14 protein-coding genes and 3 tRNA genes are annotated in these 16064 nt (G+C 59.9%); 9 read left to right on the top strand and 8 right to left on the bottom strand.

Annotated elements, in window-relative coordinates; genetic code table 11:
• Window positions 1–267: 267 nt before the first annotated feature.
• Window positions 268–696, bottom strand: a complete 429-nt coding sequence (locus BVH06_RS01615; protein WP_083651823.1) for a DUF192 domain-containing protein — start codon at window positions 694–696, stop codon at window positions 268–270.
• A gap of 157 nt (window positions 697–853) precedes the next feature.
• On the opposite strand from BVH06_RS01615, the gene BVH06_RS01610 reads away from it, so the two are divergent.
• Complete coding sequence (locus BVH06_RS01610; RefSeq protein ID WP_075932952.1) at window positions 854–2437, top strand: peptide chain release factor 3; 1584 nt, start codon at window positions 854–856, stop codon at window positions 2435–2437.
• Window positions 2438–2719: 282 nt separating this feature from the next.
• Here the strand turns inward: BVH06_RS01610 and BVH06_RS01605 are convergent, their stop codons facing one another.
• The gene (locus BVH06_RS01605; protein ID WP_075932951.1) at window positions 2720–3139 is read right to left on the bottom strand and encodes a DUF86 domain-containing protein; all 420 of its coding nucleotides are present in this window, start codon (window positions 3137–3139) and stop codon (window positions 2720–2722) included.
• Window positions 3129–3524 (bottom strand): nucleotidyltransferase domain-containing protein, encoded by a 396-nt coding sequence (locus tag BVH06_RS01600; RefSeq protein WP_075932950.1) that lies wholly within the window; start codon window positions 3522–3524, stop codon window positions 3129–3131. The genes BVH06_RS01605 and BVH06_RS01600 overlap by 11 nt, the downstream gene beginning before the upstream one ends.
• A gap of 340 nt (window positions 3525–3864) precedes the next feature.
• Between BVH06_RS01600 and BVH06_RS01595 the strand changes: the two genes are divergently transcribed.
• Window positions 3865–4089 carry an addiction module protein gene (locus BVH06_RS01595; RefSeq protein WP_075932949.1) on the top strand — a complete coding sequence of 75 codons (225 nt, stop codon included), beginning with the start codon at window positions 3865–3867 and terminating at the stop codon, window positions 4087–4089.
• A 501-nt stretch (window positions 4090–4590) separates the two neighbouring features.
• Here BVH06_RS01595 and BVH06_RS01590 read toward each other — a convergent pair.
• Window positions 4591–6999 (bottom strand): membrane-bound PQQ-dependent dehydrogenase, glucose/quinate/shikimate family, encoded by a 2409-nt coding sequence (locus BVH06_RS01590; RefSeq protein ID WP_075932948.1) that lies wholly within the window; start codon window positions 6997–6999, stop codon window positions 4591–4593.
• A gap of 423 nt (window positions 7000–7422) precedes the next feature.
• Complete coding sequence (locus BVH06_RS01585; RefSeq protein ID WP_075932947.1) at window positions 7423–7935, bottom strand: pilin; 513 nt, start codon at window positions 7933–7935, stop codon at window positions 7423–7425.
• 260 nt (window positions 7936–8195) lie between these two features.
• Between BVH06_RS01585 and pilB the strand changes: the two genes are divergently transcribed.
• The 7 genes from pilB (at window position 8196) to BVH06_RS01550 (ending at window position 15173) form a co-directional block, all read left to right on the top strand.
• A complete protein-coding gene (gene pilB / locus BVH06_RS01580; protein ID WP_075932946.1) occupies window positions 8196–9896 on the top strand; it encodes a type IV-A pilus assembly ATPase PilB in 1701 nt (566 codons plus the stop codon).
• Window positions 9897–9898: 2 nt separating this feature from the next.
• Window positions 9899–11122, top strand: coding sequence for a type II secretion system F family protein (locus tag BVH06_RS01575; RefSeq protein WP_075932945.1), 1224 nt, complete (start codon window positions 9899–9901; stop codon window positions 11120–11122).
• 3 nt (window positions 11123–11125) lie between these two features.
• Window positions 11126–11998 (top strand): A24 family peptidase, encoded by an 873-nt coding sequence (locus BVH06_RS01570; protein WP_075932944.1) that lies wholly within the window; start codon window positions 11126–11128, stop codon window positions 11996–11998.
• A gap of 276 nt (window positions 11999–12274) precedes the next feature.
• Window positions 12275–12883, top strand: coding sequence for a dephospho-CoA kinase (gene coaE / locus BVH06_RS01565; RefSeq protein WP_075932943.1), 609 nt, complete (start codon window positions 12275–12277; stop codon window positions 12881–12883).
• The gene (gene yacG, locus BVH06_RS01560) at window positions 12880–13080 is read left to right on the top strand and encodes a DNA gyrase inhibitor YacG (protein ID WP_013792874.1); all 201 of its coding nucleotides are present in this window, start codon (window positions 12880–12882) and stop codon (window positions 13078–13080) included. The genes coaE and yacG overlap by 4 nt, the downstream gene beginning before the upstream one ends.
• Window positions 13081–13114: 34 nt before the next feature.
• The gene (locus tag BVH06_RS01555) at window positions 13115–13642 is read left to right on the top strand and encodes an MOSC domain-containing protein (RefSeq protein WP_075932942.1); all 528 of its coding nucleotides are present in this window, start codon (window positions 13115–13117) and stop codon (window positions 13640–13642) included.
• 232 nt (window positions 13643–13874) lie between these two features.
• Window positions 13875–15173, top strand: a complete 1299-nt coding sequence (locus tag BVH06_RS01550) for an NAD(P)/FAD-dependent oxidoreductase (RefSeq protein WP_075932941.1) — start codon at window positions 13875–13877, stop codon at window positions 15171–15173.
• A 340-nt stretch (window positions 15174–15513) separates the two neighbouring features.
• On the opposite strand, the gene BVH06_RS01545 is transcribed toward BVH06_RS01550, so the two are convergent.
• The 3 genes from BVH06_RS01545 to BVH06_RS01535 form a co-directional block, all read right to left on the bottom strand.
• A tRNA-Lys gene (locus BVH06_RS01545) sits at window positions 15514–15589 on the bottom strand.
• A 5-nt stretch (window positions 15590–15594) separates the two neighbouring features.
• Window positions 15595–15671: transfer RNA gene (locus BVH06_RS01540), tRNA-Pro, on the bottom strand.
• 9 nt (window positions 15672–15680) lie between these two features.
• Window positions 15681–15756, bottom strand: a tRNA-Asn gene (locus BVH06_RS01535).
• Between the last annotated feature and the right edge of the window lie 308 nt (window positions 15757–16064).

Below are 16064 nucleotides of genomic sequence, written 5' to 3'. Positions count from 1 at the left end.
ATCAGGGCTACCTCAAGCGTGGGCTCAAGCGAACAGAAGCCCTGACCATCCTGGCCCGTAAACTCGCTCGTATCGCCTTTGCGCTGATGCAGAAGCAGGTCGATTACAACCCCGAAAAAGGGGGATCCTTGACATAGAATCTCCCACATGACCGCGAGCGACCCACCGTCCGTGTAGGAGCGTCGCCCCGGCGCGAACGAAAGCGGCCTTACCGCCATTTTCGCGCTGGCCGAACAATTCGCCGCAGAGCGCCTCAGCCAGCCGCGCTCACTGCGCTTCAGCGCAAACGATCTTGACGCGGCTGCCGACCACCACGCCAAGGGCCGCGAACTCGCCCCTGGCGACCTCGATGATATAACGCACCGGCTCATCCGAGGCGTGGCGCTGCAAACTGAAGGGGCGCATGTCGACCACCTTGCGCACTATGCCGGCGTTATCGATGAAGGCCGCCGACAGCGTGACGCGGGTGTCCTTCATCCACAGTTCGCGTAGCCCTTCCTGGGGCCAGGCGAAGAGCATGCCGCCGCCTACCTCGTCACGCCCGGACAGCCCCTGCGTGCGCGCCTCGGGGGTGACCGCGAGCGGCAGGTCGCGAGTCTGCCCCGCCGGGAATAAAACCTGGCACTCGGGCAACTGCGCCCAGGCGACGTTCGAGGCGAGCGCCAGGGCAGTGAGCAAAATGGCCGAATGCTTCATGAACGATCCTGGGGCGTGAGCGGAGTGCCGATCCTACGTCATTTGCTTTGCTACGGACGAATGCGCGGATGCCCCAGCACGCCAGCATTTACCGCTATAATCGCGCATTTTTCCGGGCCGCCCTGGCCCGCTCACGCTTTCAAGCAGGCACGCATCCATGACCACTCAGGCCGCCGAAGTCGCCAAGCGCCGTACGTTCGCGATCATCTCCCACCCCGACGCCGGTAAAACCACGATTACCGAAAAGCTGCTGCTGATGGGCAAGGCGATCGAGGTGGCCGGCACGGTGAAGTCGCGTAAATCCGACCGCCACGCGACATCCGACTGGATGGAAATGGAGAAGCAGCGCGGCATCTCCATCACCACCTCGGTGATGCAGTTCCCCTACCGCGAGCACATGATCAACCTGCTCGACACCCCCGGCCACGAAGACTTCTCGGAAGATACCTACCGCACCCTGACGGCGGTAGACAGCGCGCTGATGGTGCTCGACGGCGGTAAAGGCGTCGAGCCACGTACCATCGCCCTGATGGACGTATGCCGCCTGCGCGACACGCCCATCGTCAGCTTCGTCAACAAGCTCGACCGCGATATCCGTGACCCCATCGAGCTGCTCGACGAGATCGAGGCGGTGCTGAAGATCAAGGCGGCGCCGATCACCTGGCCGATCGGCTGCTATCGCGACTTCAAAGGCGTGTACCACCTGGCCGGCGACTACATCATCGTCTACACCGCTGGCCACGGCCACGAGCGCACCGAAGCCAAGATCATCCACAAACTGGACTCCGACGAGGCCCGCGCCCACCTGGGCGACGAGTACGAGCGCTTCGTCGAGCAACTGGAACTGGTGCAGGTCGCCTGCCACCCGTTCGACCAGGACGAATTCGACAACGGCCAGCTGACCCCGGTGTTCTTCGGCACCGCACTGGGTAACTTCGGTGTCGACCATGTGCTCGACGCCGTGGTCGACTGGGCGCCGCGCCCGCTGGCCCGTGTGGCCCACGAGCGCCCGGTGGAGCCGACCGAAGAGAAGTTCTCCGGCTTCGTGTTCAAGATCCAGGCGAACATGGACCCCAAGCACCGCGACCGCGTGGCCTTCATGCGCATCTGTTCGGGCAAGTACGAGAAAGGCATGAAGATGCGCCACGTGCGTACCGGCAAGGACGTACGCATCGGCGACGCCCTGACCTTCTTCTCCAGCGAGCGTGAAATGCTCGAGGAAGCCTGGGCCGGCGACATCATCGGCCTGCACAACCACGGCACCATCCAGATCGGCGACACCTTCACCGAAGGCGAAGCGCTGGGCTTCACCGGCATCCCCCACTTCGCCCCTGAGCTGTTCCGCCGCGTGCGCCTGAAAGACCCGCTGAAATCCAAGCAACTGCGCCAGGGCCTGCAGCAGCTCGCCGAGGAAGGCGCCACCCAAGTGTTCTTCCCCGAGCGCAGCAACGACATCATCCTCGGCGCCGTCGGTGTGCTGCAGTTCGACGTGGTCGCCAGCCGCCTCAAAGAGGAATACAAGGTCGAGTGCGGCTACGAGCCGATCACCGTGTGGTCGGCGCGCTGGATCGAGTGCGACGACAAGAAGAAGCTCGAGGAATTCTCCAACAAGGCCGTGGAAAACCTTGCCGTCGATGGCGGCGGTCACCTCACCTACCTGGCGCCGACCCGCGTCAACCTGAGCCTGATGGAAGAGCGCTGGCCGGACGTGAAATTCCGCGCCACGCGCGAGCACCACTGATCAGGCGCTCATCACACGAAATCACGCCTCAAGGTACGTGGGGCGCGACGACATACTTTTCTGTGAGAGCGCGCCATGCGCGCGAATCCGCTCTCACAGCGATATGCCAATGCCAACTTCCACCTGCAAGTGATCCACGTCGGCGTCGTTCACGAGCCGATCCCCTCGTGAACCCGCGCAGAGGCTTCGCAAACCGTACGGAGTAATCCATCTTCACTACCGCGTCAGCGCCATTCGGCTCATGCTACGAGCCAGTCATGCGACGATAACCGCGGTTTCAGATCAGCGAGCAGCGTCGCGCAGAAGAATTGCCTGGGAGTAGTCCAGGAATTCATTCAGGTGACCAGTAATCACCGCGATGGTGATTGGCAACTGCAACGCCTGGTATTCATGCATCGCAATGTTGCGATAACCCACCATCCTCTTGAGTGCATCGGCTAGCTCCTTTTCGATCCAGCCGTGCTCGGCCAACAAAGCGAATACATCCCGGGCGCTCTGCGGTATGCCCAAGCGCTCACGACGAATCAGATGCTGGCCCATGTCCAGCGCCGCCTCACAGGCACGCTGAATATTCAGAATGGCCGCATCCTGGCGAGTGAAGTCTTCACCGAAGGTCGCCGGGTCACGGTGGTACTCCTCACGCGCACGGCGAACGCAGCGCTCGATACTCGCCGCCTTGTTGAGCAGCACATCATCGGCCATAAACTCGCCCCTCCTGCTCGATAATACGCAGTAATGGCGCCCTGGCTGCATCCAGCGCCAGCTTTTCGCTGAGCATGGCACACTCGAACAAACCCGCCCGCTCGTCCCTGGCCCACCAACGCTCGCCATGCACGATCACCTGCTGCTGCATCACCGTCGAAGCATTGCGTAAATCCAACAGGTCCACGGGGCAACCCACAACGTCCTCAAGCTCCCCAGCCAGGCGCCATAGCGCCACAGGCTCTGCGTATCCTTCTACCAATACGGCGAGATCCAGATCGCTATGCTCATTCGCCTCGCCTCGAATGCGGCTGCCGAACGCATAAATAGCCAATACGCCCTCGAGTCGTGCACATAGCAAATCAATCACGGCCTGTTGGTTCATATGCCCTCCTGCTGAGCAAGCAAGTGTAACCCAGCCTTGGCGGGCGTATCAGTCGAGGGCGTCAACCGCCGTACTACTCGCAACATCCCCAAACCCAGGCAGCAAAACGCCTCGCACGAGGCAGGGCGTTCAGTGCTAGCTCTCGATACAGCGGGCTTGCGGTAGACGGCTGACTACGAGCTTTTCGCCGGGTTAGGCCTTTGGCTAATCCGGGTTAGGGATCGAATTGAATCGGCCATAGCGCGCTGGTGTTTCAGCAGCACACGATCAGCGTGCAGTCATGGCACACACCTGTCTTCCATGCCAGAATCCCAACGTCACGCAAGAGCAGCACTGCCCCATGGACATCCAGAAAATTGAAAACGAAGCTCTGCACCTTTCTAGAAAGGAGCGGGCCGATCTGATCCAGCGCCTGGTGCTCAGTCTCGACACGCCCACGGAGGAAGAACTGCGGGCAGACTGGCTGGCAGAGGCGCAGCTCAGAGCCGAAGAGCTGGACAATGGCTCGGCTCGGGCGGTGCCAGGTGAAGAAGTCATGAGAAAAGCTCGAGCACTGCTCGGATGAGCTATTCGTTTCACCCTGCGGCGGAGGCCTGGAGTCGGTGGGTTACTACGAATCTAGGGTTGCAGGGCTTGGCGGCACCTTGATACGTGAATTCGAAACCCTTGCCCGGTTGATCAGTGACGCCCCGAGAGCATGACAAGTGGAACTTACGCCAGATATTCGCAAGGCTCCGCTCCAGCGTTTTCCTTTGTCCATTATCTATCGTGAACAGACTGGCAACGTTCAAATCCTGGCTATCGCACATGAGCGGAGGCGTCCGCAGTACTGGCTCAATAGATTTCATAAATCTTAGGGCGTATTAGCCGAAGGCGTAATCCCCGCATAACCTATAACACGAATCCCGGAAAGCAAAACGCCCCGTAAAAGGCAGGGCGTTCAGTTGTGGCATCCGATACCGCGGGTTCGCGGTAAACGGCTGACTACAGGCTTTGCCCCGGTTTACGCCCTGGGCTAACCCAGGCTACGGTTCGAACTGAATTCGCCATAGCGCCCTGCCTTCACTTACGGCTTCTCCTCCGGCAGCGCCCAGGCCGTCACCGAGTCGCCGATCTTGGTGCCGAACGAGCCATGCCCACCGGCCATCTGCACCACGTACTGCCTGCCGGTCTTTTCGGACACGTAGGTCATCGGTGTCGCTTGACCGCCAGCCGGGAGGCGCCCTTTCCACAGCTCTTTGCCGCTCTTCAGGTCGTAGGCCCGCAGGTAATAATCCAGGGTGCCGCTCATAAAGGCCACACCACCGGCGGTGACGATCGACCCGCCAAGTGCTGGCGTACCGACCGGGAACGGCAGGCCCAGCGGCGCGCTGTCTCGACTGGTGCCGTTCTTGTGCATCCACACCTTTTTCATGGTGCGCAGATCGACGGCCGTCACGTAACCCCAAGGCGGCGACTGGCATGGCAAACCAAGCACCGACAGGAACGGCTCCAGGCGCACCATGTAAGGCGCTCCCAGATTGGGCTGCAAGCCGGTTTCACCGCCACCGCGACGCTCCTCGGACTCGACCTCGGTGCGCTTGACCATCTGCGAGATGAACGCCAGGTAGTTGGGCGCACCGAACAGCAACTGGCGGTTCGGATCCACAGCCACCGATGGCCAGTTGAACACCCCGACGTTGCCTGGATAGATTAGCGAGCCCTGCTGCGACGGCGGGGTGAAATCGCCCTCGTAGCGCAGCTTGCGGAACTGGATGCGGCAGAGCATCTGGTCGATCGGCGTACCACCCCACATGTCGCGCTCGCGCAACGGCTCCTGCGGCGCATAGCTCAGGGCCGAGGCTGGCTGGGTGGCGGCGGTGGTGTCACCGTAGTCGGTGCCCTGGGGCACCGGCATCTCGTTGACCGGCACGATGGGCTCGCCGGTACGCCGGTCGAGCACGTAAAGATCACCGCGCTTGGTCGCCTGGATGATGGCTGGTACCTTGCCTTGCGCACCGTCGATATCGACCAGGGTCGGCTGCGATGGCAGATCGCGGTCCCAGAGATCGTGGTGCACGGTCTGAAACTCCCAGCGCACCTTGCCGGTCGCCAGATCCAGCGCCACCAGCGTGGCCGTGAACCGTTCGGCCAGCTCGTCACGGGGAGTCGACCACTGATCGGGAGTCTGGTTGCCCATCGGTAAATACACCAGCCCCAGCGCCTCGTCGGCGGTGGGAATCGTCCACACGTTGGGCGTGCTGCGCACATAGGTGTTGCCCGGCTCCAGCGGCTCGGTGGCGTCGGGATTGCCCGGATCGAAATTCCACACCAGTTCGCCGGTCTTCACGTCATAGGCGCGAATCACGCCGCCGGGTGAATCCACCGAACCGTTATCAGTGATCGAACCGCCCTGGATCACCAGCTTGCTGGTCACCACAGGCGGCGAGGTCGGCAGAAAGACGCCCAGTGCGCCTTCACCCAGTCCAGCCTTCAGGTCGACCGTGCCGGCATCGCCGAAGTCCTCGCACGGCTGACCGTCCTCGACATCCAGCGCCATCAGGGTGCCGTCGTTGGTCGGCAGGAACAGGCGCTTTTCACAACGTGCGGCGGGCTGATCGGGTCGCTTGGCGACAATGGCGGCCGCCCCAACCGCAGTGCCATCGTGATAAGCCAGACCACGGCAGGTCATATGCTGGTAATACTCGGCATCACGATTGATGCTTGGATCGAACCGCCAGCGCTCCTCGCCCGTGTCCGCATCCAGCGCAATCGCCACGCTGTGAGGCGTGCAGATAAACAGCGTATTGCCAACTTTCAGCGGAGTGACCTGATTGGTCAGCTCATGGGGATCGCCCTCCCCCGGCAAATCACCGGTATGAAACTCCCAGGCCTTCTCCAGCTTGCCGGCGTTCTCCGGCGTAATCAGATCAGCCGTCGAATAACGATCACTGTGCCTGGAGCCACCATAGGCCGGCCAATCACTCGCCGAGCGCTGCGCAACGCCATCAGCCGCCTCACCCTGCATCTGCGCATCACTGAATTCGCCATCGATGGAGTGGTAATCCTGGGTCAGCGAATAACCGGCCATCGCCGCACCCGCCAAAAGCGCTACGCCCAGAACCCCGGTCGCGCCGTCACGCCAGACGCCGTTGCGGCCGACGTGCCGATTGACGAAAGGCAGGAACAGCCAGAGGCCGAGGATGCACCAGAGATCGATCCGCGGCGCCAATTGCCACCAGTCGAAGCGAACTTCGTAGAGGGTCCAGGCGAGGGTGCCTAGTAGGAGGAGGCCGTAGAGGCCAATCGCCATTCGCCGCTGTGCGAACAGCAGGCCTGCAACGACAAGGAGGGCAATGCCTGCCCCAAGGTAGTACCACGAACCACCTAACGTCGCGAGATACCCGCCCCCGATGGCAATCACCAGCCCAAGCAAAAGCATCGCCAGCGCGGTCAGAGTAATGCGTAGGGGCCGACGGCCGTCATCCAACGTCATGCAGGAGTTCTCCACCCAATTCATTCACAGCCAGCCGAAGCGAAGCCTTTTGAAACATCTGCCCAGCAATGGTCAGTGGAAAGGGGGGAGGTTTTTTGGTTCAGGTTTTTTAGGGATGGATTACTACATCGCCGGAGCAAACATGGCTGTCTTAGCAGATATTGCCCCCTTTCGCTGGCCCACCCAGTGAATCTCTATACAGCAACGTGTTAACAAGCGTGATCGTTTTAGCTACAGGCATAATTTGCCGCAAAATTCGCCACCACTCGAAACCTAGAAAACAAAACGCCCCGCATATGGCGGGGCGCTAGTTGCAGCGGGTTCGCAGCAAACGACGAATTTACGTTTCAGGCTTCGCCACCGAATTACGCCTTCGCATAATCTCGGCTACGAACATGGCATCCGTCATACCGCGATGAGCAATCAGGTACCAGTAGAGCAATTGTTCGGACGAACAGAGTCAGGAAGGCTAGTGGTGCAAGACCAATCACCAGTAGCAATAGTGTAAGTGAAAGACAGAGTCTGCCCAGCGACTTTGTCGTTCACACCCTGACCGGCAGGCTTGAAAGTAGCCTGAATTTTGCAAGAGGTAGTACCAGTAGCAGTAGCGGTAACACCGCTGACATATTTACCGGAAAGGGTGTAACCATTGGCCGAATTAAGAGCACCAGCCGGGGTTGCTGCGGTAGGCGGAGTAGCGGTTGGGTTAGCTGGTACGGCAGCAGCAGTACTACATGCTGTCGCGAGACCAGCAGTGCCGGCAATATCAATGAGAGGAGTCTTCAACCCACCCAACAGGTTCATAGCTTCCGTAGCCTGGGCACGCGCGGTGTAGTTCTGGTACTGAGGGAGTGCAATAGCGGCCAGAATACCGATGATGGCAACAACGATCATCAGTTCGATAAGGGTGAAACCCTTTTGCATTTGAGCTTTCATGTAAGTCTCCAGTCATTAAGTGTCAGGCAGACAAGCCTATCGATGATCTAGCAGAAGCCGTGCCAAGTTTTGAACTCCGGCCGTTCGCCTTAATTGCTGCCAACACCCTCACAAAATCACCACTCCCGTCGAAGCAATGGCCTTTACGCCAAACACATTGATGCGCACCTTGTGACACTTTCCGTCACCTGCACATCGCCAATTTGGCAGCCCCAGGCATCTACGCTATAACGCACCCATCTATTGATGCTGAGGTGCTCATGAGCGAGAACATTCCCCTTTCCGGCCTGGCCAAGCAGGTAGTGCTGGCCGAGCTATTGGACGAGAAGGCCGCTCAGCAGGCGCAGGTGCAAGCCAAACGCAATAAGCTTTCTCTTGTTCACTACCTAGCTCAGAACAAGCTGGTCAAAAGCCGCGCACTGGCTGAACTGACGGCGGATCAGTTCGGCATTGCCTATTTCGATCTGAGCGCCCTGGACAAGGAAAGCCAGCCGAAAGACCTAGTCAGCGAAAAGCTCGTGCGTCAGCACCGCGCCCTGCCGCTGTGGCGCCGTGGCAACAAACTGTTCGTGGGGATCTCAGACCCCTCTAACCACCAGGTGGTCACTGATATTCAGTTCAGCACCGGCCTTTCTACCGAAGCACTGCTGGTCGAGGATGACAAGCTGGGCGACGCTATCGAGAAGTTTTTCGATACCGGCCATAGCGGCCTGGAGGACTTGGGCGATGTGGATCTGGACGGCTTGGAAACCGAAAGCGTCGACGACGACAAGAAGCCGGAGGGCGGACAGGATGCCGATGACGCTCCGGTAGTGCGCTTCGTCAACAAGATGCTGCTCGACGCCATCAAGGGCGGCTCTTCGGACCTGCACTTCGAGCCCTACGAGCGCACCTACCGCGTGCGTTTTCGTACCGACGGCATCCTGCATGAAACGGCGCGCCCGCCGATTCAACTGGCGCCACGCATTTCCGCGCGTCTGAAGGTCATGGCCGGGCTGGATATTTCCGAGCGGCGCAAGCCGCAGGACGGCCGCATCAAAATGAAGATATCCAAAAGTAAATCCATCGACTTCCGCGTCAACACCTTGCCGACGCTGTGGGGCGAGAAGATCGTGATGCGGATTCTCGATTCTTCCAGCGCGCAGATGGGCATCGACGCGCTGGGCTACGAGGAAAGTCAAAAGGAGCTTTACCTCGCAGCGCTGAAACAACCGCAGGGGATGATTCTGGTCACCGGTCCGACAGGTTCAGGTAAAACCGTTTCTCTTTATACCGGACTAAATATCCTCAATACGCCTGATGTGAATATTTCCACGGCGGAAGATCCGGTGGAAATCAACCTTGAAGGTATCAACCAAGTCAACGTCAACCCCAAGCAGGGCATGGACTTCACCCAGGCGCTACGCGCCTTCTTGCGCCAAGACCCGGACATCATCATGGTTGGTGAGATTCGTGACCTGGACACCGCCTCCATCGCCATCAAGGCTGCGCAAACCGGTCATATGGTGATGTCGACGCTGCACACCAACAGCGCCGCGGAAACCCTCACCCGCCTGCGCAATATGGGCGTACCCTCCTTCAACATCGCCACCTCGGTCAATCTGATCATCGCCCAGCGCCTAGCGCGAAAGCTGTGCGGGTCCTGCAAGAAAGAAGTGGATGTGCCCCGTGAAGTGCTGCTCGAAGAAGGCTTCCCGGAAAGCAAGATCGGTAGTTTCAAGATCTATGGCCCGGTTGGCTGCGAAAATTGCAAGAACGGTTATAAAGGCCGTGTCGGTATTTATGAAGTGGTTAAAAACACGTCAAGCCTGCAGCGGATTATCATGGAGGAAGGCAATTCCATCGATATTGCCGCGCAAATGCGCAAAGACGGCTTTAACGACCTGCGCACCTCGGCCCTTGTGAAGGCCATGCAAGGCGTGACCAGCCTTGAGGAAGTCAACCGCGTGACCAAGGATTAACCATGGCAGCAGCAGCAAAAGCGCCCAAGACCAGCACCTTCGTCTGGGAAGGCAAAGATCGCAAGGGCAGCATCGTCAAGGGCGAGCTCAGCGGCCAGAATCCCGCGCTGGTCAAGGCGCATTTGCGCAAGCAAGGCATCAATCCGACCAAGGTTCGCAAGAAGGGCATGAGCCTGGGCGGTGCTGGCAAGAAGATCAAGCCACTGGATATCGCTCTGTTTGCACGGCAGATGGCGACCATGATGAAAGCTGGCGTACCACTACTGCAGTCTTTCGACATCATCGCCGATGGTGTTGAAAAGCCGAGCATGCGTAAGCTAGTAGACGAACTGAAACAACACGTTGCTGCCGGCAACAGCTTCGCAGCGGCGTTGCGAACCAAACCTGAGTATTTCGATACCCTGTTCTGCAACTTGGTAGAAGCTGGTGAACAATCAGGTGCCTTGGAGGCTCTACTTGACCGCGTAGCAACCTATAAGGAAAAAACTGAAGCGCTCAAAGCCAAAATCAAGAAGGCGATGAATTATCCAATCGCTGTTATCGCAGTCGCGATCATAGTTTCCTGCATCCTACTGATTAAAGTAGTCCCACAGTTCGAATCAGTGTTTTCCAGCTTTGGCGCCGATCTGCCTGCATTCACGCTTTTTGTTATCGGCATATCCGAAGGTTTGCAGGAATGGTGGTTCATTTTCCTGATTGCCCTGACTGGAGCAGTCTACGCATTTATACAAGCCAAACAACGCTCCGAAAAGTTTCGTGATGCTTTAGACCGCACCATCCTCAAGGCGCCCATCGTGGGCAATATCGTTTACAAGGCTGCAGTCGCTCGCTATGCGCGCACACTGTCAACAACCTTCGCTGCTGGCGTGCCTCTTGTCGAAGCGCTGGACTCCGTTGCGGGCGCGACTGGCAATGTGGTTTTCCGCAATGCGGTAACCAAGGTCAAGCAGGATGTCACCAGTGGTATGCAGCTGAACTTCTCTATGCGCTCAACCAACGCCTTCCCAGCCATGGCAGTTCAAATGACAGCTATTGGTGAGGAGTCCGGTGCCCTTGACGCCATGCTCGACAAGGTTGCCAGCTACTATGAAGCAGAAGTTGATAACGCCGTTGACGGCCTCACCGCGCTTATGGAGCCCTTGATCATGTCCGTGCTTGGCGTACTGGTCGGCGGCCTGATCATCGCCATGTACCTGCCAATCTTCCAACTGGGCTCCGTCGTATAACCCATGACCGTAATCGACTTCCTGGCCGGCAACACGCCGGCCTTTGTTTTCTGCGCCCTGATCATCGGCCTACTGGTCGGCAGCTTTCTCAACGTAGTGATACACCGCCTGCCGAAAATGATGCTCCGCGACTGGCGCGTCCAGGCGCGGGAAGTGCTGGAACTGCCCGCCGAGCCGGCCGGGGAAACCTACAATCTGGTACTCCCCCACTCCAGTTGCCCACATTGCAACCATGAAATCCGCCCGTGGGAAAATATTCCGGTCATCAGCTACCTGTTCCTGCGCGGCAAGTGCGCCGGCTGCAAGGCGAAGATCAGTCTGCGCTATCCACTGGTCGAACTCGCCTGCGGCCTGATCTCAGCCTACGTCGCTTGGCACTTCGGCTTTGGCTGGCAAGCGCCAGGCATGCTGGTGCTGGCCTGGGGCCTCCTGGCGATGAGCCTGATCGACGCCGATCACCAATTGCTGCCGGACTCGCTGGTCCTCCCGCTGCTATGGCTAGGCTTGATCGCCAATAACTTCGGGCTTTTTACCAGCCTGGAAGACGCCTTGTGGGGTGCCGTTGCGGGCTACCTGAGTCTCTGGTCGGTGTTCTGGCTGTTCAAGCTGGTGACCGGCAAGGAAGGCATGGGTTATGGCGACTTCAAGCTGCTGGCCATGCTCGGCGCCTGGGGTGGCTGGCAGATTTTGCCGCTGACCATTCTGCTGTCTTCGGTGGTCGGTGCGGTACTTGGCGTGATCATGCTGCGCCTACGTGATGCCAGCACCAGCACACCGATTCCCTTTGGCCCCTACCTGGCCATTGCAGGTTTTATCGCACTGTTGTGGGGTAAGCAGATTACCGAGGGTTACTTGCAGTTTGCCGGGTTCAACTGACGCGCAACGACCTGGGTAGAACGTTGCGCCAATCAACTCAAGCGCTGGATGACGACGCCAAATCGGTTCGACATAACGATCGTTTCGCGCCGAGGGCGACGCTCCTACACGAACAGTGAGTCGCCTGACATCGCGCAGGCCCCCTGCACCCGGCGATTGGTGCAGGCAACACCGTAGCGGGCGAGGCGCCACACAGTCGCGCCATCACCACTGATTCGCACATGCGCAGCTGCTCCTTTACAATCCGCCCCCTGATTTTCTAAGGGGCAGCTCATCATGAAACCCTGGACGCTCGGGCTCACCGGTGGCATCGGCAGTGGCAAAAGCGCCGTGGCCGCGCAATTCGCCGCACTGGGCGTGGATGTGGTCGATGCCGATCAGGCCGCTCGCTGGGTCGTCGAGCCTGGCCGCCCTGCCCTCACGGCCATAGCCGAGCACTTCGGCGAACGGGTGCTGCAGGCCGACGGTCAATTGAACCGTTCGGCACTGCGTGAGCTGATTTTCCAATCGCCTGCCGAGCGGGGTTGGCTGGAAAGATTGCTGCATCCATTGATCGCCGCAGAAACCGCACAGTTTCTGGCCAATGCCAAGTCGCCCTACGCCATCATGGTCTCGCCTCTGCTGATCGAATCCGGCCAGTACAAACTGACCCAGCGTATCCTGGTGGTCGATGTGCCCGAGCAGCTGCAGATCGAACGTACCATGCAGCGTGATCGGTTGCCTGCCGAGCAGGTGCGCGCCATCATGGCCGCCCAGGCCACTCGCGAAACACGCCTGAGCCATGCCGATGACGTACTGGTAAACGACCGCGACCTGGCCTGGGTCAAACAGGAGGTCGAGCGCCTGCATGCCTTTTACCTGACCCTCAACGGAGGCCAACCATGACCGCACCCACACTCGTCGCCTGCCCGACCTGCGCAGCTCCCGTGGAATGGGGCCCGCAGAGCCCGAGCCGGCCGTTCTGCTCCGAGCGTTGCAAGCTGATCGACCTGGGTGCCTGGGCATCGGAAGAACACGCGATTCCTGGCAATCCGCTGGAGGACGATCTGTTCTCCGATGATCTGCCGCCCAGCCGGCACTGAGCCGACCCAGCCTCCGAGACGGCGGAACCCTACCTTGAGGCCTGACGCCTACCCAGCCAGCCCGCTCCAGGCACTTATCGCTGCCGTGCCGCAACAGGGTCAGGTGCGCTGGATAGGCGTACGCCCTGAGCGCCTCGGCGACATGCTGATTCTCGATGCGGTCGAGGCGCGCCGCGAAGCCGGCCTAACCGGCGATCATGCGCGCCCCGGCCCGCGCAATGCCCGCCAGGTCACCCTGATCCAGTGGGAACACCTGGCGGTGATCAGCGCCCTGCTCGGCCGCGATGCCCAGCATGCGATAAAACCCGAGGACCTCAGGCGCAATATAGCCGTCAGCGGCATCAACCTGTTCAGCCTCAAGGGCCGGCGCTTTCGCATCGGCCAGGCGATCCTGGAAACCACCGGCTGGTGCCAACCCTGCACCAAGCTTGAGCAACGCTTGGGGCTAGGTACCTTTCAGGCCGTTCGCGGCCATGGCGGGATTACCGCGCGGGTGATTCACAGCGGAATCATCCGCCTGGGCGATCCGCTCGAAGTCGAGCCGCTGGAATACGTCGAATAACCATGCCGTCTCAGCCGTGGCGCACGCCACGCTGCTAGAATGCGCGCACCGATTGAAACCAAGCGGTCGGCTTTCTGTCGATGAGTTGACGCAACGCGCGCAGCCTCGATGCAGCACGACACGATTTCTGACGCGCAGGCACCCGCCTGCGTGGATTGACACTGAGTCGCCCGGCGCTAGAGCTTGGCTCGCCCGGACTCGCCACCGATTTCCTAGCCTTGTGAGACTCACCATGACCCATCGAATCGTCATTGTCGGCGGCGGCGCCGGCGGCCTGGAGTTGGCTACCCGCCTGGGCCGAAAGCTCGGTAAGCGCGGTAAGGCGCACATCACCCTGGCCGATGCCAACCTCACCCACATCTGGAAGCCGCTGCTGCATGAAGTGGCCGCTGGCTCGCTGAACTCCACGGAGAACGAGCTGAACTACGTGGCCCAGGCGAAGTGGAACCACTTCGAATTCCAACTCGGGCGCATGAGCGGGCTGGACCGCGAACGCAAGACCATTCAATTGGCCGCCACCCTGGACGAAGACAACCGCGAACTGGTGCCCGCTCGCGAGTTGCCCTACGACACCCTGGTGATCGCGGTAGGCAGCACCACCAACGACTTCGGCACCGAAGGCGCGGCCAACCACTGCATCTTCCTCGACACCCGCGAGCAGGCCGAGCGCTTCCATCGCAAACTGCTCAGCCACTACCTGCGCGCGCACGCAGGCAATGGTGACAATGACCAGATCAGCGTCGCCATCGTCGGTGCCGGCGCCACCGGAGTCGAACTGGCCGCCGAGCTACACCACGCAGCCCGGGAACTGGCGGCTTACGGCCTTGATCGCATCCGCCCGGAAAACATGCGTATCAGCCTGGTCGAAGCCGGACCGCGGGTGCTGCCTGCCCTGCCGGAGCGCATCAGCGCGCCCGTACACAGGACCCTGCAAAAACTCGGCGTGAACGTGATGACCGGCGCGGCGGTGAAAGAGGTCACCGCCGAGGGGCTGGTGCTGGCTAACGGCGAAACCATCCCTGCCAGCCTCAAGGTCTGGGCGGCCGGTATTCGCGCACCGGCCTTTCTCAAGGATCTGGATGGCCTGGAAAGTAACCGCATCAATCAGTTGGTCGTCACCGGCACCTTGCAGACCACGCGCGACGAAAACATCTTCGCCTTTGGCGACTGCGCCGCCTGCCCAATGGGTGACGGCAGCGAACGAAACGTGCCGCCGCGCGCCCAGGCAGCACACCAGCAGGCCTCTCTGCTGGTCAAATCGCTTGCCCTGCGCCTGCAGAACCAGCCCCTGCCGAGCTACAGCTACAAGGATTACGGCTCACTGATTTCGCTGTCGAGCTTCAGCGCAGTCGGCAATCTGATGGGCAACCTGATGGGCAGCGTGAAACTGGAGGGCTGGTTGGCGCGGATGTTCTACATCTCGCTGTATCGCATGCACCAGATGGCCCTGTACGGCCCCTTCCGCACGCTGTTGCTGATGCTTAGCGACCGCATTGGCCGCAGCACCGATCCGCGCTTGAAGCTGCATTAACTCTGGAGGCTGCCGAGGAGCATGCTCGGCGCCTTGACAGGGAGAATGGCACGCTGCTGATCGAGCCACGCGGCGACGGCGTCGGCGATTGATGGGTTTCACCTGCGCCGCCCTACAACTGCAAACATTTGGGGGCGGGCCACCGCTCGCGATTTCGCGCGCATGGCCCGCTCCTACAAAGGAGCGCGCCGATCCTTCAACGACTTAGGTACTGCCAGGCCGCGCGGGCGAAAACCACCGCCAGCCAAGCTCCGCAGTGCTGCGCGGAAAATACAAACCAGAACCCGGAAAGCAAAAAACCCGCCTTTTGGCGGGTTCTTTACTCAAGCAGTGCTTGAAATGGTGGGTCGTGTAGGATTCGAACCTACGACCAATTGGTTAAAAGCCAACTGCTCTACCAACTGAGCTAACGACCCAAATATGGTCGGGGTGAGGGGATTCGAACTCCTGACATCCTGCTCCCAAAGCAGGCGCGCTACCGGACTGCGCTACACCCCGAGGAAAGATTGGCTCCGCGACCTGGACTCGAACCAGGGACCCAATGATTAACAGTCATTTGCTCTACCGACTGAGCTATCGCGGAACTATGCTCTTTCTTTTCTCTGTTTGCGTTGCCGCTGCAGAGGCGCGCCATTTTACGGTTTCGCGAACTGCTGTCAACCCCCTAAATTGCTTTTATGACAATGCTTTGCGAACGGGTAGTCATTTGCTTTACCTATAGGGTCTGTTACCGTTTCAAACGCGAGCCGCGTTGCCGCGAGAAATCTCGCCAGGCTAGGCGGAGGACGCAGGGAATGGCGTTCCCTTTTCAAGTCCTCCAACGACGCATGGCGAGATTTCCCGCGCAACCCAATGGGCCGGGCTCGTTTTGCCGCGATACTGCGTTTCTCG

Origin of the sequence: Pseudomonas sp. PA27(2017) (genome assembly GCF_001945445.1) — a bacterium.
Lineage (GTDB): Bacteria > Pseudomonadota > Gammaproteobacteria > Pseudomonadales > Pseudomonadaceae > Aquipseudomonas.
Note: the sequence above shows the minus strand (reverse complement) of the source record. Positions and strands in the feature narration are given on the sequence as shown.